We start from the raw sequence: 21,618 nt of genomic DNA, 5'->3' as shown, positions 1-21,618 counted from the left end.
CAGGTTGTCGGTAGCGTATAAAAACGAGGTTCGTAGTTGGACTTTAGTCCATCTTAAGCGATCGCTGATTAACTTGCTATAGGTTTTTTAAAATGAACTATATTTTGTTATAATAAAATATTCAAATAAAAGTAACAATTTTATGTATCAAATACCCTATTTTCTCCTCAGCAGAATATTACTAGAATTTGACGATGAAAGCAAAGAGATTATTAAAGATATATCTGCCGCAGCTTTTAGCGATGATGAGCATTTGTGGGTAGGTTCTGATGAAATGATTGGAGTGGAACGCTTATCCCGAATTAATCATAACTTCTACGGAGAACACAAACGTTATTTACTACAAGATTACATAGAGTTGTTTAATACCGAAGATGAAATAGATATAGAGGGAATGGATTATGCCGAGGGTTATCTGTGGTTAACTGGTTCTCATAGTACTAAACGGAAAAAAGTTAAGGGAAAAAGTGATGAAAAAGATATAGAACGATTGATGACAGTTACTACTGATTTGAATCGGTTTATACTAGCAAGAATACCAGTAATTAATGGAGAATTAGTAAAATCTTGCGCCCCAACTGAAGGCAAACAACTATCAGCAGCTTCTCTAGAAAAAAGTGGCGATCGCAACATTCTTTGGGATTTATTGAAAGAAGATGAACATATCGGACCATTCATTACTGCTGGTATCCCCTCAAAAGAAAATGGTTTAGATATCGAAGGTCTAGCAGTAGCAGGAGATAAGCTATTTTTAGGTTTACGAGGTCCAGTATTGCGTGGTTGGGCAGTTATTCTGGAGATAGAAACCGAACTAAGTGAACCTGCAATACTCACTCTCAAGCCATTCACCGACCAAGGAGAAAAGTATAGAAAGCACTTTTTTGATTTAGAGGGAATGGGAATCAGAGAATTATGTATTAGAGACGAAGATATTATTATTCTAGCAGGTCCTAGTATGGATCCAGAAGGAGAAATGCGCGTATTTTCCTGGAAAAATGCTTTAGAAAATTTAGATGATTTAATCCACTCCGAAGAAAATGGCGATTTGAAATCCTTGTTTGACTTACCCTTTACTATTGGGTCAGATTACGCTGAAGGATTAGCTTTATATTCTTATTTAGAACAAAATGATAGTCTGATGATTTTTTATGATTCCCCCAATCCCGAAAGGTTGAAAAGTGATGAGCAAATATTTGTTGATGTTTTCCGTTTGTAATTATAAAATTTAATTATAGCGTTTTTAAGTTTACTGAGGTACGGAGGTTAACGGATTTAGGGAACACCGGAACAGAAAATGTACCTCACTTGCTGTGAAATTGCTATATGTCAATTATTGAAAAGTCCTGCCAAAATCTTTAAAGTAAATTATTTCACGTAGAAATTGTTTTATAAGCCTGTTGAGGATGGTTAATTTGTTCAGGATACCTTAACTGTAATAAACCTTCATCTATCATCGGATTTACATAATGATTTCGGATACTATCTGGTTCTCTATTTAATAATTCTGCTAATGTTCGGAGAGATAAATAATGTTCGGAGCAAATTTTGAGAATCACATCTCTCATCTGTTTGGGATTAGCACGACGTTTTTCTCTTACTGATTTAGCTATCTCTATTAGCTTTTCCTTATGTTCGGAGTTTAACTCACTATGTTCGGAGTTTGAGTCTTTATGTTGAGAGTTTAAGTCTTTATGTTCGGAGTCTGTTGACAATGACAATTGTTGTAACTGGTTGCGATTCAATACTGCAAAGGATAAGAACTCCAGTGATTTTGAAAAGAGTAAGTAGGGTGAAAAGAGAAGGTCGCTTCAAAAAGAAAAAGTCGGTTTTGGGCTTTCTCCCGGAGCTCCCTTGCAACCTTCACCAACTTTTTTTAGCAAAACCTACGCAGTATTGGGTTGCGATTAGATAGACTATAATGTGTTCCTCTGCCTTTACCTGATTGCTTTAAACATCCTTTTTGTACTAACTTTCTTAAGCATTCACCTATATCTCTGGAATGTTCTTTTCTATAGCGTTGTATGTCAATATTTTGACGGTTTACAATGTGGATAGGATATAGACGCCGATTTAATTTATGGAGGTTGGGCAAGGGGAAAATTTATTTCTTGCTATAGACTGGTTACAAAGGTCAAACTCTATTAAAATAGATAAAAATGTTGTGTGGTGAGCAATTTTAACTTGAAGACCAGTTAAAAAAACCTAAAACCGCGCCACCAGCCTTCACTTCAACGAAACTTCTCACCCGTAATTAGTATTTGCTACACTTTGGGCTAATCTAGTACTCTATTCTAAATTTTTAAATTGATAATGGTCAGTAAATTGCAGCTAAATGAGTTACCTTCAGTAAATCTGGAACACAAATCTAAGCTACCTTTAACTAGTGGTATTTATTTCGTAATTGATAATCTTCAACAAGTCTTATACATAGGCAAAGCCATTAATTTGTGCTGGCGTTGGAGAAATCATCACCGCTTTGAACAATTAGTGGAAATTAATAAAACTAATCCAGTTCATATTGCTTGGTGTGAAATTCAGATAGAAAAGCTAGATAAAGCTGAAAATGATTATATAAAACTTTATAAGCCGAAGTTAAACTACACTAGAGTTCCGAGTATTAATTATGGTGATTTTACCTTTGCGTTAAGTAAGCTCACTCGTAATACAATAGGTGTGGGGTTTTTTAAAAAACCTTTTGGATATCAGTTAGTATTAGTTTATCCAACTTTTCAAAAAAATGCCTCTAGAAAAATTGGACAACTGATTATTCAATGTTCCCAAGGTTTTAGTTGGAAAAAAGATTATCTACTCAAAAAATCTCCAACTTGGCTTGGTTCTTATGAACATTCTACAGAACCAAACCTTTTAAAGATCTATATAGTACCTTGTGTTTCTTATGGACTATTTTGGATTGAATGTAATAAAAGAGCAGAGCCTACTTTGATAGCGGGGGTAATGATGAGATTGATTACTTGGAAGCCAGATAATAACCTAATTGATACTAATTCTCTGCTAGATATTACTACTTTGGATAATTTAATTAATCAGAGTACATCTATTTAACAATTTACAATTCTACATTTCCGCCTTCGCGCCTTCGCGCATTTTACCACTACAAGCAACTTTTGAAAAAGATACAATCCAGGAGTATAACCGTAGTTGTGAATGCTTATCAAAAGCAAGTGCAGCGAGATCCAAATACTAATCAAAGAAAAGTATAATTAAATTAATAGTAGTGCTTTTATCTATCAACTATCTTTATGAAATATAATAATAACTTAGAGACATCTCTAATCTGTGAACTGTGTGAGAGAGAAAGACATAAACTAACTATACATCACTTAATTCCGCGGCAGATGGTTAAGCGCAAAAAAGTTGACCCGGGACCTACTATTAATATTTGTAGTTGCTGTCATGGCCAGCTACATAGACTCTATAGTAATAGTTATTTAGCTTTGCATCTGAATACCGTCAATAAAATCAAAGATGACCCAAAAATGCGTCGCTTTATTGCTTGGATTCAGAAGCAAAGCAAAACTAGAGTAAAAATTAGCTCTCCTCGGGTTCGTATGTAGAAGCAACAGACAATTCTTCAAGCTGTTTTTCTGGCACTTGTGCTGGTGCATCTGTGAGTAAACAACTAGCCTGTTGAGTTTTGGGGAAGGCGATTACATCTCTGATTGATTCTTCCCTGGCTAAAAGCATCACTAGGCGGTCTAAACCGTAGGCAATACCACCATGGGGAGGAGTGCCGTATTCAAAGGCTTCTAGTAAAAAGCCGAATTTTTCCTGGGCTTCTGCTTGAGATAGTCCAATTGTAGTAAATACTTGTTCTTGAATCTCTTTTTGATAGATACGCAGACTACCTCCTCCGATTTCTATGCCGTTTAAGACTAGGTCATAGGCTTGAGCCCTTGCAGTTTTTAAATCCTCTATATCTTCCAGATAGGGGGCAGTAAAGGGGTGATGGAGTGCTTCTAATCGTTTTTCCTCTTCATTCCATTCAAACATGGGAAATTCAACTACCCAAAGAAGATTGAGTTTTTCCTGGTCAATTAATCCCATTTCCTGGGCAATAAATAGGCGCAAACGATCTAGGGTTTTATTCACCATAGCCGTATCTCCTGCTGCAAATAGGAGTAAATCTCCTGGTTTTGCGGCGGTTTTTTCTAAAATTTCTGCTTTTTGTTCTGGTGTTAAATTGTCTTTAATCGCTCCAATGGTATCGATTTCTCCTGATTCTCTCACCCGAATGTAAGCTAATCCCTTAGCACCTGCGATCGCCGCTTCTTTGAATATGTCTCCTCCTGGCTTGATTCTCACGTTGGAGATTGTTTCATTTCCTCCAGGAATGGGTAATATTTTCACTTTTCCCCCACTCTTCGCTGCTTGGGAGAATACTTTAAACTTACAGTTTTTCACTGTCTCGGTGACATCTACTAGTTTTAGGTCGAAGCGGGTATCTGGTCTATCTGTGCCGTAGGCTTCCATGGCTTTGGCGTAGGTTAATCTAGGAAAGGGGGTAGACAGGTCTATTCCCTTAACTTGTTTAAATATATAACTAATTAACTTTTCATTTAAGTCAATTACTTCATCAAGGGACAAAAAGCTCATTTCCATATCTAACTGGGTAAATTCCGGCTGTCGGTCTGCCCGGAGGTCTTCATCACGGAAACAGCGAGCAATTTGATAGTAGCGATCGCACCCTGACACCATCAGTAACTGTTTAAATAATTGGGGAGATTGGGGTAAAGCATACCAATCTCCTGGGTTAACTCTAGAAGGTACTAAATAATCTCTAGCGCCTTCGGGAGTTGACCGAGTTAAGATTGGGGTTTCTACTTCAATAAAATCCTGTTCATCTTCTAGATAGCGACGAATTGCTTTAACTACCCCATGACGTAAACGTAGATTAGACTGCATTCTTTCTCTACGTAAATCCAGATAACGGTATTTAAGGCGTAAATCTTCCCTTACTGACTCAAAATCACTTGTAGATACTTGAAAAGGTAACATTTTGTTAACTGTATTGAGTATTTCAATACTTGAGGCATAGATTTCTACTTCTCCGGTAGGCAACTTAGGGTTAAGGGATTCCTCTGGACGTTGACTAACGGTGCCTGTAACTTTTACTACATATTCACTGCGCAGACTTTCTGCTACGGGGTAGGATTCTGGAGTCTTTTGAGAATTACTAGCGATTTGGACAATGCCTGTGCGATCGCGCAGGTCTATAAATATTACTCCTCCGTGGTCGCGTCGGCGATCCACCCAACCACACACAGTAACCGTTTCTCCAATTTGTTTAGCTCTAAGATTGCCGCAATAATCAGTTCGCATTTATTTAGTATAGTATATCTTTTTGAGTTTTTTCCGTATACAAGTATACGCATAGTTGGTAATAACTGGGGAAACTTTTTTCCCCCAATCATGTTAAGTAGGAGTATGACTTAATCCAGGTAATAAATTTTTCCTCTCCTACTATTTACCTCTATGTTACACTAAAGCACCCGTTCCTGATAAGACTGAATCAGAAACTCGTGCTGCCTTGAGCATGTGGTAAGTAATCAGTAATTGGGTAATAGCCAAAGGATAACTAGAGAGAATTTCTCCAGTGGTGCCAACCACCTTACCAATATCTTGATTCCCCTCAACACTGCAAAACTGTCCTAAATAGGGAACTTCTCCACACAAAACATGTTCTAATTCATTTACTTGTTCTGCCGTTGCATGACCATCGATTTCTAGGACATCTACTGGTTTACCCATATCCCTGTCTAATTCTAAACGAATTGCCTCTCCTAGGTGAGAACCGTCTGGAGTCAAGAAGTGAGAAAAATCAGGGTGAGGAATAGTCGGGCGAAGAACTAGTCTGACATTTAACAGTAAATCATCTAACTTGTTTTCATCGCTGGGGTAGAAACTAACCACTACATCAGCCCATTGGCGCTGAGGACGAATATAAGCTTCTGAATCCGGCTCTCTTTTGCGTAACTGTGCTATTACTTGTTCTTCAGTATAGCCACGTTTGCGAGTATCTCTTTTTATCTTCCAAGCGCCGCGTAATTCTTCTGGAGGTGCTAAATAAACTTTCACATCATAGGTGTCGCGCATTGCCCGAGTTGAGTAGCCCAGTAAACCTTCTACGATGATAAATTGACGTGGTTCAATATATTCTGGAGGGTCGAACATACCCGTATCATGGTTATAGATAGGTTTGAGGATTGATTGTCCGGTGCGCAACAAGCTTAAATGTTGCTGCATAATATCTAGATAATTACAGTCAGGATGTAGAGCTGAGATACTTTTTTCGGCACGTTGGACACGGTCATAACGGTGGTAGTCATCAGTACATATTACAGTTACTTTTTCTTCTCCAAGTATTTGGGCGATTCCTTTGGTTAAGGTTGTTTTACCAGCAGCACTATCGCCGACAATACCTAAAATGATGGGACGGTGACTCATGATTATATGATTATATTAGGGTTTTTGAGATTAATCAATGGTTAAAAAAAATATTGACCATCGATTAAGTTATTATTTCATAGATTAGACACTATATAGCATTTTTCGGACTCATGAGGTTGTACCTAACTCTCTTGCCTCTCTTGCCTCTCTTGCCTCCTGCCTCGGTGCCTCAAAAGGATAACCTCTGTACCTCACCAGTATGAGAATTGCTATAGTTAATTACTGATGATTTTTGATAGCAAAGCCTGATTTACTCCGAGGAGTTGACAAATTTCCGTTAAAGCCTGTTTTTCTAAACTAGACATCGGTTTATCTGTAATAGCCAGATTATAACTTAGTTGCAATATGTTTCCTGCTTCAGCGCTAGTAACTCTCACAGATTTAATTGCAGCTACTGCCTCTTGTTTAAATTTTCTTTTATTAGTTTGACATAGGGCCACAATTTCTTCTAAATTGATATCAGCAGCAATTATTTGTTGAATTTCTCTAATCAAACTAGCTTCATAGGGATTAATTTCTCCATCAGCGATCGCCACATACAGTAAACACAGCATCAAGATAGAAATTTTCTCCCGTGATAACTGTAGTTTACTAATTCCTAAGCTTTCCGTTGACACCAGAACTTCTGTAATAGTTTCATCTATCTTGTGCCAAGTTATTTTAGTATTTTTTTGTTGATGTCGTAAACTCAAGATATCCAGACAAATTAGTTCTAAACTTTTAAAACGAATGGGAATAAGTGGATGAGTAGAAAACCATTCATTAGAGAAGGTTGAGGCTGAGAGTTTAGCGATTTCCTCGTATTGTTGGCGTAGGGAATCTATAATTTGATTCTCTTGGGATAAACACAGACCACTAGAGGTTTTAAAAAAGACATTTGCGGCGCTAATTAAGCTACCACTACAGAGTAAACCGATGCGGTCTGCGGATATTTCTGCCGCCCGAGACCACTGTAATACTAATCTCGCTAATTCGTAACTAATTTGTTCATTTTCTAAGAGGATTGACTTAACTGGATAAGAATTATGTTCAAATAAAACGTGACCTAATTCATGTCCAATTACAAAAGCTATTTCTACTGGTTGAAAATCTTTGACAATTGCCGAAGAAAGTACTAAATCAAAATGCTTTCCTACTGCATAAACTCCTGCATTGTAATCGCTTTGCTGTTGTACATAGAGATTTCCTTCAAAATTATCACCAATTCGATTCAAACATTCTTGGTATAAGCTATATAAGTCTGGTAGTAAAGATTCAGTAACTCTCAAGGCATTTCCCAACAAATAACGTCTAGTTAAGTTTGATTGACGGTTTTGACGAGAATGTTCTGAAAAAGCCTTTAAATAATCAGAGTTGCGCATTTTTTGCCAGAGTTGCGCTTCATAACCAAATCTTAAAGCATGAAGAAGGGAAGACATGATTTATATTAGTAAGTTGCTAATAATTCTAAATTATAACGATATAAGGCTACAGGATGATTAACGGCTTTGAAATAATTAGGGTCTTGTGGTGATAAGTAAATGGCGGTAATTTGTTCTCCTTTGATTTTACCGGATTCTGTAAGTAAATAAGCAGTAGTTGTTTCTACTTCGTTGAAGTAGATTTTGCCTTGACGGCGAAAAATTTGTTTAATCATTTCTGTAGCTATGAAGCGATTATCGCCTATTTTTTCAGTTTTTCTGCCAGTTACTTGAGATATTACTTTTCCTTGGGGAGATAAATAAGTTATTTGTTTGTTGGGGTTATTTGGATCTACTTTCACAGTGATAATTTTATCGCCACCTAGGTAAGCTTGAGCGATATTTAAGCCATTGAAAGCGCGATCTGGAACTATAGGTAGTTTTTTGGGGACTGCTGCTGGGATAACTGATTTTTTAGTATTAAAAAAATAGTTTTTGTAAAATCTTACTTTGAATTCTACTGCTTGATTTAAATATTTACTATTCTCCACAAAACCTGGTGTAACTAGAGCAGGTGCTAAAGGTGCTACCTGTTCTACTAGGGTACTAGTAACAGACCAAGTTCCCTCCATCCAAGAAGGGTAGATTAATTCGCCATTAGGTAATTCCACCTCAGGTTTACTCTGCCAATGGGGAAATTTAGCTAAACGTTCGGTTAACTCTGCGGCTTGGGCTGCTGAAGTGGTACTAAGAAGTAGTAGTATTAGAATTAAGCAAATAGTTTTAAAAAGTCTCATCTGAATTTTGATTAATGGATCTAACCATTATTATCCCTGTTTTAAATGAAGCTGACAATTTAGGGAGCATACTCACAGGTATTGGGAGTAGTAGTGAGGTAGAAGTGATTGTGGTCGATGGCGGTAGTAGTGATGATACAGTAGCGATCGCCAAATCCTTCGGCTATCAAGTTATTATTTCTCAACAAAGAGGTCGCGCTTTTCAAATGAATTTAGGTGCCGCCAAAGCCAAGGGAGATATTTTACTCTTTCTCCATGCTGATACCTTGTTACCGTCCAACTATCTTGAGCTTATTAGGCAAACTATAGCACAGCCTAGGACTATAGCAGGAGCTTTTAGTTTACAAATACAGGGAGAACAAAAATCCCTGCGTTTGATAGAAACTTCAGTAAACTTGCGCTCCCGTTACTTATCTTTTCCCTACGGCGATCAAGGTATTTTTCTTTTGGCGACTACCTTCAAGGATATGGGAGGTTTTCGCCTCATCCCCATTATGGAAGATTTTGAATTAATTTATCAACTGCGCCAAAGGGGTAAAATTAGAATTATTCCTCAACCTGTATTAACTTCTGGACGCCGTTGGCAAAAGTTAGGAGTATTTAAAACCACATTAATTAATCAACTCATGATTCTTGGCTATTGGGGGGGTATATCTCCTGAAAAACTAGCTAGGTTTTATAGCGTTACGCGCCGTTAGAAAAAGATGTTTTGCCGGGCGATCGCCCTTTTGAGTCTTGAAGTAATAAGTAATGAGTAACGAGTAAGAAGTCTTTACGTCTTTACGTCTTTAAGTAATGAGTTAAAGAATTGATGCTCAACGCTTAAAAATTGGTATACCGAGTGCAAGATATGGGAAATACGAGAAATGAACTTTTTCTGAGGTTAATTTAGTACATAAGTTCTGGTGCAAGATATGCGTTAGAAAAAGATGTTTTGCAGGCGATCGCCAATCACAATAATAAATATAGCTGTGCTCGTTGTAGTGTTCGGCTCATTAGACTCATATCTTGCAGGTTACTGACATAATTTGGTGCGTTACGGGCTTCGCACGCTTCACACCCTACAACTACTCATTACTCATCTAACGGTGCGTTACGGCAATCCGTTATCTTACTTGTGATTTCCCAAAGATAACGACAGCCTAACGCACCCTACTACAAGTACTACTCATTACTCATTACTCGTTACTCATTACTCATCTAATGGTGCGTTACGGGCTTCGCACGCTTCACACCCTACAACTACTCATTACTCATCTAACGGTGCGTTACGGCAATCCGTTATCTTACTTGTGATTTCCCAAAGATAACGACAGCCTAACGCACCCTACTACTCACCACTTTGTTAGATTACTTTGAGAAGAATCAAAACAACCTAAATATGTCAGATGCGTCACAGAAAGTAAAGACAGCCGAAGCAAATTGCCCTGAGTTAAGAGATTCTCAAGTGGTTGAAGCTACTATTGTTAATGAACCTCAATTAAAACAACGTTTAGTATCAGCGAGTATGGCAGCAACAATTGAAACAATTAAACTTTTCCTTCCTCCTGTGGGCATTGCTATTGAATCTGTGAAGGCTTATCGAAATCCTTAATATTTTTTTCATATCGTAGAAAGAATATGTAGGGGCGTTATCCTGGACAAAAATAAAATCAAAACTCATTACTCATCTGACTACAGGCTACCTTCTTACTCATTACTCATTACTTATTACTCATTACTCATCTAATGGTGCGTTACGGCAATCCGTTATCTTACTTGTGATTTCCCAAAGATAACGACAGCCTAACGCACCCTACTACAAGTACTACTCATTACTCATCTAATGGTGCGTTACGGCAATCCGTTATCTTACTTGTGATTTCCCAAAGATAACGACAGCCTAACGCACCCTACTACTACTACAAGTACTACTCATTACTCATTACTCATTACTTCAAAACTCATTACTCATCTAGGTGCGTTACGGGCTTCGCACGCTTCACACCCTACTAATGCTGCTTCAAAACTTCAAGACTTCAAAACTCATTACTCATTACTTATTACTTCAAGACTCAAAAGGGCGATCGCCAATCATAAGCATAATTGAAAATCGCCCTTTACACCTAAAGAGAAGGTTTATGAGTATGCCAAGGAGTTGCCTGTTCATAAGCGTAGGCAGTTTGTAGCAAGAGAGATTCTTGTAAAACATTACCGATTAATTGCATACCAATAGGTAACCCTTGTTGATCAAAACCACAGGGAACACTAATTCCGGGTAATCCAGCCAAATTAACAGGAATAGTCATCAAATCCATTAAATACATACTCAGAGGATCGGCGGTTTTTTCTCCTGCCTTAAAGGCGGTATTAGGTGCCGTAGGAGAAACTAAAACATCTACTTCAGCGAAAGCTGCTTCAAAATCCTGTTTAATCAAAGTACGCACTTTTTGAGCTTTCAGATAGTAAGCATCATAGTAACCAGCAGATAAAGCATAAGTACCTAACATAATTCGACGCTTAACCTCGACTCCAAAGCCTTCGGCACGAGTTTGAGTATACATAGATAGAAGATTATCTCCCGATTGGCGCAAACCATATCTAACAGCATCGTAACGGGCTAAATTAGCAGAAGCTTCAGAGGGGGCGATGATATAGTATGTAGGCAAACCATAGCGAAAACGAGGACAGGAAATAGTTTTCACTTCAGCACCCAGCTTTTCCAACTCTTGAATCGCTGTTTTGACAGTATCGGCCACCTCTGAATCTATACCTTCACCAAAAGTCTCTTCAATAATGCCGATTTTGATTTTTTTAGGTAACTCAGGTTTGAGTAAGCTGGGATAATCAGGTATTTCCACCTTAATACTAGTAGAATCTTGGGGGTCTTGTCCGGCGATCGCTTTTAGTAAAATTGCTGCATCCTCCACACTATTAGCAAAAGGACCAATTTGATCCAAAGAAGAAGCATAGGCAACCAAACCATAGCGAGATACTAGGCCATAAGTTGGTTTCATTCCTACTACTCCACAAAAAGAAGCAGGTTGACGGATGGACCCCCCAGTATCAGACCCTAAAGCTACCACACATTCATCAGCGGCCACAGCGGCGGCAGAACCTCCAGAAGACCCTCCAGGTACCCTAGATAAGTCCCAGGGATTTCCCGTCATGCCGAAGGCGGAATTTTCTGTAGAACCTCCCATAGCAAATTCATCTAGATTTGTTTTCCCTAGAATAACTGCCCCAGAATCTTGCAGTTTACGAGTTACTGTAGATTCATAGGGAGGTACAAAATTTCCCAGAATTTTAGAACCACAGGTAGTTTTTACCCCTTCAGTACAAAGATTATCTTTAACAGCAATAGGGATTCCGGCTAAAATGCCCACATCTTCTCCTGCTGCTAATTTCTCATCTACTTGTTTGGCTTGAGATAAAGCTTTATCTCCTGTCACTGTTAAAAAACTGTGTACTTTTGGTTCTAATGTGGCGATTTTATCTAAATAGGCTTGAGTAATTTCTACTGCTGAACACTTTTTTTCTATTAGTTGTTGGTGTAACTCACGAATAGACGTCATTTTTATATTTTATCCCTTTACAAATACCAAATATTGTATACTTTTTAATCCCCTTCGGGCGAGGCAGCTATGCAGGAGGCAAGAGAGGCAAGAGAGGGAAGATTTTTAGTTAAAGTAAAGCCTTTGTGCCTCGCCCAATCGGTTTAAGTCTCCCAACAAAGTCTTAGATTTGGTGGTCTGCGGTTAGACTGAGAGCAAAGCACCAGTACTCTTGTACTAACTTAGCGGTCAGAAAAATTCATTCATTTAGTGGTTTCGGTGGGTTTTTTGGTTCAAAACAGTAAGTATAAATACTAAAAAAAACTCATTACTCATTACTTCAAAACTCATTACTCAAAAGGGCGATCGCCAAAAAATCTACGAGACTTGCCAAAAAATAAAATAAATCTATTCTTTTAGAGATTTGTTGAGAATTTTAGATTTAATAGTAATTGAGAAAATAGAGGAATAAATATGGATAGTCCAGCGATCGACACCAAAGACATTCAACCAGACAATGAGGAATTAAGTAAAGCTACCTATCCTCTTGGAGCCCATTATCGCGATACTTACGTAACCTTCGCGGTTTATTCTCGTAATGCGACGCGGATTTTATTAGAAATCTACGAGAAACCCACGGAGGAAGATGCTAGTCAAGAATATTTAATGGTAAAAAATCCAGAAGATAATATATGGCGTGTCCGAGTAACTGGACTAAAACCGGGTACCTACTATGCTTTTCGCTGTTGGGGACCTAATTGGGAATATGTAGAAGGTTGGCAAAGAGGTAATAGTAATCTAGGCTTTAAAGAGGATGTAGATAGCCAAGGAAACCGTTTTAACCCCAATAAAATCTTATTTGACCCCTATGCTAGAGAATTATCTCACGATGTAGAAACACCAGAGATGTTAGCGGCAGGGCAAACAATGCAAATGTATGCAACGGGAGACTTTCCCTACCGAGGAGTTAAGTGCCGAGAGTATGATAGTGGTAAATGGGCACCAAAAGGAATTGTTCTGGCTAAAGATGAGAAAGATACGGGGAAAAGACCCTATTTAACCCCAGAAGAATCTATTATTTACGAAACCCATGTAAGGGGACTAACTAGACATGAATCAGCATGTAAGTTACAGGATATTCTTCAAAATATACCAGGATATGAAGAGGTGGTTAATGTACCTGAAGCTTATCGCGGTACCTATGCGGGTGCAGCTTATATGGCTAAATATATCAAAGCTTTGGGGTTTACTACCGTTGAATTGTTACCAGTACAAGAAACTGCTAACGACCTCAACCAAGATGACAGACCTGCTGGTAACTATTGGGGTTATATGACTTTCGGTTATTTTGCCCCTGACCGTCGTTACGCCTACGATAAATCTCCAGGAGGACCAACCAGAGAATTTAAAGCTATGGTTAAGGCTTTTCACGACGAAGGTTTAGAAGTTTATCTAGATGTGGTTTATAATCACACTGGGGAAGGAGGTAACTGGGAAGGAGATCTAAATACCACTGGTTTTGTTTGCTTTGGTGGTTTTGATGCGTCAGAATATTATCAGTTAACTCATAATAACTATATCGTAGATGGAGCCACAGGCTGTGGTAACCAATTAAACTATTCTAGAAGTGTAACTCAAAACTTAGTTTTGGATTCATTGCGCTACTGGTTAGAAGAAATGGGAGTAGATGGTTTTCGCTTCGATTTAGCACCAGTATTGGGGAGAAAACCCGATGCTTTTCATCGAGAAGCTTGGGAAAATCACAAACATTTTTTCCCCGAAGGAGATTTTCTTACTAATATTCGCAAGTTAGGAGATGAATTCCAAGCAGAAATGATCGCTGAAGCTTGGGATATGTGGGGTTATGAAGTAGGTAACTTTCCTCGAGGTTGGGGAGAATGGAATGGTCATTATCGGGATTCAGTGCGCAAATTTCTCAAAGGCGATGGCAATGTCTGGAATTTTATCGACAGTGTGAATGGTGACTATAATTTTTTTGCTGACCAAGGTGGACCACAACACTCTATTAATTTTATCGTGGCCCATGATGGTTTTACCCTAATGGATTTAGTTAGTTACAATCACAAAAATAATTATAATCCTTGGCCTTTTGGACCATCCGATGGAGGCGCTGATGATAATAACTCCTGGGATTCATACGGGGATCACGCCTTTAGGAGGCAACGGTTACGCAATTTTTGGACTATTCAATTTATGTCTCGGGGTGTACCCATGGTAGTTTGGGGAGATGAATTCGGACGTACCCAAAATGGCAATAATAATCCCTATAACATTGATAGTATTGCTACCTGGAATAACTATGAGATGATCGCCACTAAGTCACCTCATACCGTGGCTACAGGTTACCCAGATAGTCCCTATCATAATAATTTTGGCACGGGTAGTAATCAAGAAGATGTTAATCCCCTATTTCGTTTCGTTAGCTACGTAACTCACTTACGTCAGAATCATTTAGCCTTAAGACAAGGCAAATATGCAGATATGGTGCTAGACTCCGGGGATGATGTTACTTACCTATTTACTAAAAATGATGGCAGTAGTAATTTGCAATCAGGAGATCGCTGTATATGTCTACGTATCGATGGTAGCGAAGTAAATGATCATGATTTTATCGTACTGATTAATATGTACACTGAAAAAATAAGATTTAATGTACCATCCTATTTAGATAAAAATCAATGGAAACGTATCATTGATACAGCAGGTTGGGCTGAACCAGAATATAATTTTTGGGAAATTACCCTGGCAGAAGTTATTAAAGACTACTACGAAGTAGAACCCTGGGCGATCGCTATACTAGAAGAAATTCCTGTATAGATAAACAAGTAAACTTCTAATTAACAATATTCAACTATGGCTACTCTCTTAGAAAATCCCTTGCGGATTGGACTCACACAAGAAAGAATTCCAGAACCTTTAATCATAGTTATTTTTGGCGCCTCTGGAGACCTCACCCAACGCAAATTAGTTCCCTCTATCTATCAACTGAAAAAAGATGGCAAACTCCCGCCAGAAATAACTGTAGTGGGTGTTGCCCGTCGCGACTGGAGTCATGACTATTTCCGGGAACAAATGCGCGAAGGTGTCGAACAATTCTCAGATGGTATCGGTAATGAGGAAATCTGGTCGAGTTTTGCCGAAGGCTTATTCTATTGTTCGGGAAATATGGATGACCCAGAAAGCTATCAAAAACTCAAAGCTTTCTTAGAAGAATTAGATGGAATTCGGGGCACCATGGGTAATCGCGTCTTTTATTTAGCGGTATCCCCAAAATTCTTCCCTCCAGGCTTAAAAAACCTCGGCGCAGCTGGGATGATTAATGATCCGATTAAACATCGGGTAGTGATTGAAAAACCCTTTGGTAAGGATTTGGGTACAGCGCAAACTCTGAATAAAATTGTGCAACAGGTATGCAAAGAAGAACAAGTTTATCGGATTGACCACTATCTAGGTAAAGAAACAGTACAAAATCTCTTGGTCTTTCGTTTTGCTAATGCTATCTTTGAACCCCTGTGGAATCGCCAATATGTAGACCATGTACAAATCACTGTGGGAGAAACTGTGGGAGTAGAAGACCGCGCAGGTTACTATGAAACTTCAGGTGCCCTTAGAGATATGGTCCAAAACCATCTACTCCAGCTATTTTGTCTCACAGCTATGGAAGCCCCCAACGGCCTCAATGCTGATAGCATCCGTAACGAAAAAGTAAAAGCTTTACAGGCAACTAGACTAGCAGATATGCAAAATCTAGAACAAGCAGCCATACGAGGTCAATATAAGGCAGGTTGGATGAAAGGAAAACCTGTACCTGGATATCGAGAAGAACCAGATGTTAACCCTAATTCCACTACAGCTACATTTGTAGCTCTCAAGTTAGAAGTAGATAATTGGCGCTGGCAAGGAGTACCCTTTTACCTACGTACTGGAAAGCGTCTCCCGAAAAAAGTTACCGAAATCGCTATCCAATTCCGTCAAGTACCCCTATTAATTTTTGAATCGGCAGCTCACCAAACTAATGCTAATGTGTTAACTATGAGAATTCAACCTAATGAAGGTATTTCTCTACGTTTTGAAGCAAAAATGCCGGGAACAGAGTTACGGAGTCGTACAGTAAATATGGACTTTAGTTATGGTTCTTCTTTTGGTATGGCTACGGCTGATGCCTATAATCGTCTCCTCCTAGATTGTATGTTGGGAGATCAAACTCTATTTACTCGTTCTGATGAAGTGGAAGAAGCTTGGCGGGTGGTAACTCCAGTTCTCAATGCTTGGGAAGAACCTAGCGACCCTAATCTTATACCTCAATATGAAGCAGGCACTTGGCAACCTCTAGAAGCTGAACTTTTGATTAATAAAGATGGTCGTCAGTGGCGTAGGTTATAAAATAGAGCTAACTTGTTCATAACTTACCTCCTCTTTTTTGGTGGTAAGTATCTCATTATTAAACTCAGATTTGGAATTATTAATTATGGTTCAATCATCTACTCCCTTAGTATCTTTACAATCTCCTAAAGATGTCTCCATCGATGATATTGAGACAGAACTAAGGAATATCTGGCAAGGTTATCATGGTAATGAAGATGGCCTTAAAGCAACTCGTGCAACTACATTTACATTACTAGTCTACGAACCAGAAGAAACACAGCGCCTCTTGGCTGCTTTGGATTTCTATCACGGTCCGATTGATGGTCTCACAGGTCCAAAAACTATCGCAGCAATCAAGGCAGCCCAAAAAGAATATAATCTGGAAGTTACCGGGAAATCAACCCCTGAGTTGCAGGAGAAACTACAAGAAAGCTTTAAAAAAGCTCAAGCAAAAGGAGAACTATCAGCAGCAGAAGTGAACGCTGTAACTCACTACAGTAAAGACTTACAAGGAGCAGGGATAGCAGATGCGATCGCCGCTTCTAACCCCTGTCGAATTATTACTCTCTGTCCTACTCATGAAGAAGACGAAGGCGTAACCGCCCAAGTATCTGCCTACTGTCCCATTCAAAAACGTAGCCAGAGTAGTTTGATTTGTTGTGAATATATCAGTCTTCAGGGAACAGCAGAAGCTTTAGAAAGAATCGGTGGTGTCATCTCCGCTTTGCTTATCTCGGAGTTGCCTCGCTATATCTGGTGGAAGGCTACCCCAGAACCAGATTACTCTCTATTTAAACGCATGTATCAAGATGTTGATGTAATTATCATCGACTCAAGTACTTTTAATCAACCTCTATCTGATCTAAAATTGATTGGGGAACTCCTAGACCAAGGAATTAAAATCGCTGATTTAAATTGGTCCAGATTAGCACCTTGGCAGGAACTAGCAGCCCAAGCTTTTGACCCTCCTGAACGTCGTAATTCTATTTATGAAATCGACGAAGTAACAATAGACTACGAACAGGGTAATATAACTCAAGCGATTATGTACCTAGGTTGGTTGGCTAGTTGTCTAAATTGGCGTCCCGTATCCTATCAGTACGAAGGCGGTCAGTATGATATCAGAAAGATTCAATTAACTACTCACCAAGGACGTGAAATTAATGTGGAATTAGCCGGGATTCCTATCGCCGATTGGGGCAATATCTTGGGAGATTTGATTAGTTTACGTCTCAATTCTACTAATAAAGAAGCTGATTGTTGTACTGTATTGTGTTCAGCAACGGCAGGATGTATGCGTATGGAAGCTAGTGGCGGTGCTCAATCCTGTCGCATTGAACAGGTGAGCGCTATACACCAGGAAAACACCGAAATTCTCCTGGGTCAACAATTACAGAATCGTAGTCCTGATGCACTTTATCAAAAAAGCATGAATTTAGCTTACTCTATACTGAAATTAGTTGAAGAGGCATAAGTTTGATAATCGCGGGTTGTCGTTCTGGAGAGGGCAAAACTACCATAACTTTGGCGATATTGTCCTATTTAGCTCACCAGGGGCACAAAATACAATCTTTTAAGGTGGGACCAGACTATATAGATCCTATGTTCCATAGTCTGATTACCCAGCGCCCCTGCCGTAATTTAGACCCAGTTCTTACCTCAGGTGATTATGTACGTTCTTGTTTTGCCCGTCACAGCCAGGGGGTAGATTATACCCTCATAGAAGGCGTGATGGGCTTATTTGATGGAAGTCCCCGAGAAAATACTGCTCGGTTAAGGCGGCAAGGGAGCAGGGGAGCAGGGGAGCAGGGAGCAGGGGAGCAGGGGAGCAGGGAGCAGGGAGCAGGGAGCAGGGGAGCAGGGAGCAGGGGAGCAGGGAGCAGGGGAGCAGGGGAGAAAACCGAAGACCCCTCTGCCCTACCCAGTCCTATTCCTCTGCTTTCTCAGGAGAAAACCCTTGATTCTTATCAAAGCAGTATTGGTTTCCAAGATGATTGTTTTGATTTTGGCAGCACTGCTCATATTTCTCGCCTGTTAAATCTACCAGTTATATTAGTAATTGATTGTGCTTCTCTATCTACATCTGTAGGGGCAATAGCCCACGGTTATCGTTCTTTTGATCCCCGAATAGAATTGGCGGGAGTAGTGTTAAATAGGGTAGGGAGCGATCGCCATTTAGAATTACTTACTAAAGCCTTAACCCCTCTAAATTTACCTATTCTTGGTGTATTTAGACGTCAAGATTTAATATCTCTACCTTCTCGGCACCTAGGCTTAGTTATACCCACAGAAATAGCTAATTTTCGTAAAGTTACCCAGCAATTAGCCTCTATAGCTGCTTCTGCTTTCAATTGGTCAGAATTATTACCTCTACTCTCTCCTAGAAATATTTCACCAAGCCAAATACATGAGTTACCCGAGGGAAATAAACAACCCGTAAGAATTGCCTTGGCGCGGGATCACGCTTTTAATTTCTACTATCAAGATAATTTAGATTTACTAGAAGATTATGGCGCACAATTAATTCCCTGGAGTCCCCTTCGTGATCCAAAATTACCACCCAATATCCAGGGAATTTACCTTGGTGGTGGTTATCCTGAAATCTTTGCAGAGGAATTAGCCGCCAATCAGCCGATGATTCAAGCCTTAAGACTAGCTATTTCTCAGGGTATCCCCACCTATGCAGAGTGCGGAGGATTAATGTATTTAGCTGAAAAGTTAATTGACTTAGATAATCGGGTATGGGATTTACTGGGGATTTTACCCACAACTGCGGTAATGACTCCTAAACTCACTCTTGGTTATCGTCAAGCTTGCGCTATAGAATCCAGTCCGATTGTATCAGTAGGAGAGCAAATCTGGGGACATGAATTTCATCGCTCTCAATTAACCACCTCTCCCACTCAACCTCTGTGGCGAATCAAAGATAATTACGAAGGATGGCAGTTAGATAATCTTCATGCCTCTTATATTCATCTTCACTTCGGTGTTTATCCACATTTGGTTAAAAGGTTTGTAGAAAAAAGTTTAGGCGATCGCACTTATCCAAATTAAGTATACAACAGTTAAAAACCAGGTTCGTAGTTGGACTTTAGTCCAAATTCCACATTAGATTGTAGGGTGCGTGGTGGTTAAGTAATGAGTAATTAGATTGTAGGGTGCGTATTAGCCGACATAAAACCTGAGAAATTCACCAGAATATCATGAATGGCCGTAACGCACCAAATAGACATTTATAGCAGTAGTTCGTGTTAACAATATTTAGATTTACAGATCTCCCCAACCCCCTTAAGCTTGTTGTCACCCCGTCTGCTATAAAAGACAAAAATGAACTTTTTTTAGCATAATAAATGAGGGCGCAAGCCTTGCGCCCCTACTTTCCACTTTTTTTAGCTTATTGCTATAAAATTTAGATTAGATTGTAGGGTGCGTATTAGCCGACATAAAACCTGAGAAATTCACCAGAATATCATGAATGGCCGTAACGCACCAAATAGACATTTATAGCAGTAGTTCGTGTTAACAATATTTAGATTTACAGATCTCCCCAACTCACACCAAAGCATCAAAACCCAAATGTTACTGGTTGTGGATGAATTATGAGTAACGAGTAATGAGTAATGAGTAACGAGTAAGAAGTCTTGAAGTCTTGAAGTTTTGAAGTCTTGAAGTCTTGAAGTTTTGAAGTCTTGAAGTTTTGAAGTAATGAGTTAAAGAATTAATGCGATCGCGCTTAAAAATTGATTCTCCCTTGTCGGCCAATTTCTGTACTTTTGTTTTGGTGCTTTGATATGAGGTAACCTCGGGGTGGTTTTTATCACAGTTGTAAACATCTACAATGCGAGTTGCTATAAATGAGGGCGCAAGCCTTGCGCCCCTACTTTTTTTTAGCTTATTGCTATAAAATTTAAAAAGTAATAATATATTTGTGTAAACATTGTCATTCATCAGAAAAAGCTAGTGCCACTTTATTTGATATGGATTTGTTAATTTTAACTCTCGGCAATCAGTTGTTGGAAAGAGATATTATCGCGAATTGAATCAAAATCTGTATCAGTTTTTGCTAGTGTTTGATATTTTGGATTTAGAGTAATAGCCTGTTGAAGATATTTGACGGCTAAATCTACTTGTTGAGTTAAAGCGTAGCAACAAGCCTTATTATACCAAGCATTGTCATCATTAGGGTTAACTTTCAAAGCTTGGTTGTATGAATCTATGGCCTCTTCATACCTGCCTAGGTTATATAAAGCAACACCGTGATTATTCCAAGCATTGTCATAATTAGGGTTAACTTTCAAAGCTTGGTTGTATGAATCTATCGCCTCTTCATACCTGCCTAGGTTACCCAAAGCATTACCGCGATTAGTCCAAGCATTGTCATAATTAGGGTTAATTTTCAAAGCTTGGTCAAAAGAATCTATGGCCTCCTCATACCTGCCTAGGTTAGCTAAAGCAACACCGCGATTATTCCAAGCATAGTCATAATTAGGGTTAACTTTCAAAGCTTGGTCAAAAGAATCTATGGCCTCTTCATATCTGCCTAGGTTACCCAAAGCAAGACCGCGACCATCCCAAGCATAGTCATTATTAGGGTTAACTTTCAAAGCTTGGTTGTATGAATCTATGGCCTCTTCATACCTGCCTAGCTTATCTAAAGCAACACCTCGATTATACCAAGCATAGTCATAATTAGGGTTAACTTTTAAAGCTTGGTTGTATGAATCTATGGCCTCTTCATACCTGCCTAGGTTACCCAAAGCATTACCGCGATTAGTGCAAGCATAGTCATGATTAGGGTTAACTTTCAAAGCCTGGTTGTATGAATCTATGGCCTCTTCATACCTGCCTAGGTTACCCAAAGCAAGACCGCGACCATCCCAAGCATAGTCATGATTAGGGTTAACTTTCAAAGCTTGGTTGTATGAATCTATGGCCTCTTCATACCTGCCTAGCTTATGTAAAGCAACACCGCGATTATTCCAAGCATTGTCATGATTAGGGTTAACTTTCAAAGCTTGGTTGTATGAATCTATG

At 39.1% G+C, this 21,618-nt stretch carries 16 protein-coding genes; 9 read left to right on the top strand and 7 right to left on the bottom strand.

Going from position 1 to position 21,618, the window contains the following annotated elements:
• Positions 1 to 142: 142 nt before the first annotated feature.
• Positions 143 to 1,216, top strand: a complete 1,074-nt coding sequence (locus MW688_RS01085; protein ID WP_486734058.1) for a DUF3616 domain-containing protein — start codon at positions 143 to 145, stop codon at positions 1,214 to 1,216.
• Positions 1,217 to 1,370: 154 nt separating this feature from the next.
• Here MW688_RS01085 and MW688_RS01080 read toward each other — a convergent pair whose 3' ends face one another.
• Positions 1,371 to 1,712 carry a hypothetical protein gene (locus MW688_RS01080; RefSeq protein ID WP_486734057.1) on the bottom strand — a complete coding sequence of 114 codons (342 nt, stop codon included), beginning with the start codon at positions 1,710 to 1,712 and terminating at the stop codon, positions 1,371 to 1,373.
• 598 nt (positions 1,713 to 2,310) lie between these two features.
• On the opposite strand from MW688_RS01080, the gene MW688_RS01075 reads away from it, so the two are divergent.
• A complete protein-coding gene (locus MW688_RS01075; protein ID WP_486734056.1) occupies positions 2,311 to 3,063 on the top strand; it encodes a GIY-YIG nuclease family protein in 753 nt (250 codons plus the stop codon).
• 197 nt (positions 3,064 to 3,260) lie between these two features.
• Positions 3,261 to 3,575 carry an HNH endonuclease gene (locus MW688_RS01070; protein ID WP_486734055.1) on the top strand — a complete coding sequence of 105 codons (315 nt, stop codon included), beginning with the start codon at positions 3,261 to 3,263 and terminating at the stop codon, positions 3,573 to 3,575.
• Here MW688_RS01070 and aspS read toward each other — a convergent pair.
• The 4 genes from aspS to MW688_RS01050 form a co-directional block, all read right to left on the bottom strand.
• Positions 3,550 to 5,340 (bottom strand): aspartate--tRNA ligase, encoded by a 1,791-nt coding sequence (gene aspS / locus MW688_RS01065; protein WP_486734054.1) that lies wholly within the window; start codon positions 5,338 to 5,340, stop codon positions 3,550 to 3,552. The two genes, MW688_RS01070 and aspS, sit on opposite strands and share 26 nt — an antisense overlap.
• A 156-nt stretch (positions 5,341 to 5,496) precedes the next feature.
• Positions 5,497 to 6,465, bottom strand: coding sequence for a phosphoribulokinase (locus MW688_RS01060; protein ID WP_486734053.1), 969 nt, complete (start codon positions 6,463 to 6,465; stop codon positions 5,497 to 5,499).
• A 218-nt stretch (positions 6,466 to 6,683) separates the two neighbouring features.
• Positions 6,684 to 7,886 (bottom strand): M48 family metalloprotease, encoded by a 1,203-nt coding sequence (locus tag MW688_RS01055; protein ID WP_486734052.1) that lies wholly within the window; start codon positions 7,884 to 7,886, stop codon positions 6,684 to 6,686.
• A gap of 8 nt (positions 7,887 to 7,894) precedes the next feature.
• Positions 7,895 to 8,665 carry a DUF6816 family protein gene (locus MW688_RS01050; RefSeq protein ID WP_486734051.1) on the bottom strand — a complete coding sequence of 257 codons (771 nt, stop codon included), beginning with the start codon at positions 8,663 to 8,665 and terminating at the stop codon, positions 7,895 to 7,897.
• Between the two features lie 14 nt (positions 8,666 to 8,679).
• Between MW688_RS01050 and MW688_RS01045 the strand changes: the two genes are divergently transcribed.
• A complete protein-coding gene (locus tag MW688_RS01045) occupies positions 8,680 to 9,363 on the top strand; it encodes a TIGR04283 family arsenosugar biosynthesis glycosyltransferase (RefSeq protein ID WP_486734050.1) in 684 nt (227 codons plus the stop codon).
• 683 nt (positions 9,364 to 10,046) lie between these two features.
• Positions 10,047 to 10,259, top strand: a complete 213-nt coding sequence (locus MW688_RS01040; RefSeq protein WP_486734049.1) for a hypothetical protein — start codon at positions 10,047 to 10,049, stop codon at positions 10,257 to 10,259.
• A gap of 511 nt (positions 10,260 to 10,770) precedes the next feature.
• Here MW688_RS01040 and gatA read toward each other — a convergent pair.
• Positions 10,771 to 12,219 (bottom strand): Asp-tRNA(Asn)/Glu-tRNA(Gln) amidotransferase subunit GatA, encoded by a 1,449-nt coding sequence (gene gatA, locus MW688_RS01035; RefSeq protein WP_486734048.1) that lies wholly within the window; start codon positions 12,217 to 12,219, stop codon positions 10,771 to 10,773.
• A gap of 453 nt (positions 12,220 to 12,672) precedes the next feature.
• On the opposite strand from gatA, the gene MW688_RS01030 reads away from it, so the two are divergent.
• The 4 genes from MW688_RS01030 (at position 12,673) to MW688_RS01015 (ending at position 19,638) form a co-directional block, all read left to right on the top strand.
• On the top strand, positions 12,673 to 15,036 hold the full coding sequence (locus MW688_RS01030) for a glycogen debranching protein (RefSeq protein WP_486734047.1): 2,364 nt from the start codon (positions 12,673 to 12,675) through the stop codon (positions 15,034 to 15,036).
• A 36-nt stretch (positions 15,037 to 15,072) separates the two neighbouring features.
• Positions 15,073 to 16,602: a glucose-6-phosphate dehydrogenase gene (zwf, locus tag MW688_RS01025; protein WP_486734046.1), complete on the top strand. Its 1,530-nt coding sequence runs from the start codon at positions 15,073 to 15,075 to the stop codon at positions 16,600 to 16,602.
• A gap of 85 nt (positions 16,603 to 16,687) precedes the next feature.
• Complete coding sequence (opcA, locus tag MW688_RS01020; RefSeq protein ID WP_486734045.1) at positions 16,688 to 18,058, top strand: glucose-6-phosphate dehydrogenase assembly protein OpcA; 1,371 nt, start codon at positions 16,688 to 16,690, stop codon at positions 18,056 to 18,058.
• 2 nt (positions 18,059 to 18,060) lie between these two features.
• Positions 18,061 to 19,638 carry a cobyrinic acid a,c-diamide synthase CobB gene (locus MW688_RS01015; RefSeq protein WP_486734044.1) on the top strand — a complete coding sequence of 526 codons (1,578 nt, stop codon included), beginning with the start codon at positions 18,061 to 18,063 and terminating at the stop codon, positions 19,636 to 19,638.
• A gap of 938 nt (positions 19,639 to 20,576) precedes the next feature.
• Here the strand turns inward: MW688_RS01015 and MW688_RS01010 are convergent.
• Positions 20,577 to 21,618 (bottom strand): tetratricopeptide repeat protein (locus tag MW688_RS01010; RefSeq protein WP_486734043.1); only part of this gene is annotated, 1,042 nt, incomplete at its 5' end.

Source organism: Johannesbaptistia floridana, from assembly GCF_057440575.1.
Note: the sequence above shows the minus strand (reverse complement) of the source record. Positions and strands in the feature narration are given on the sequence as shown.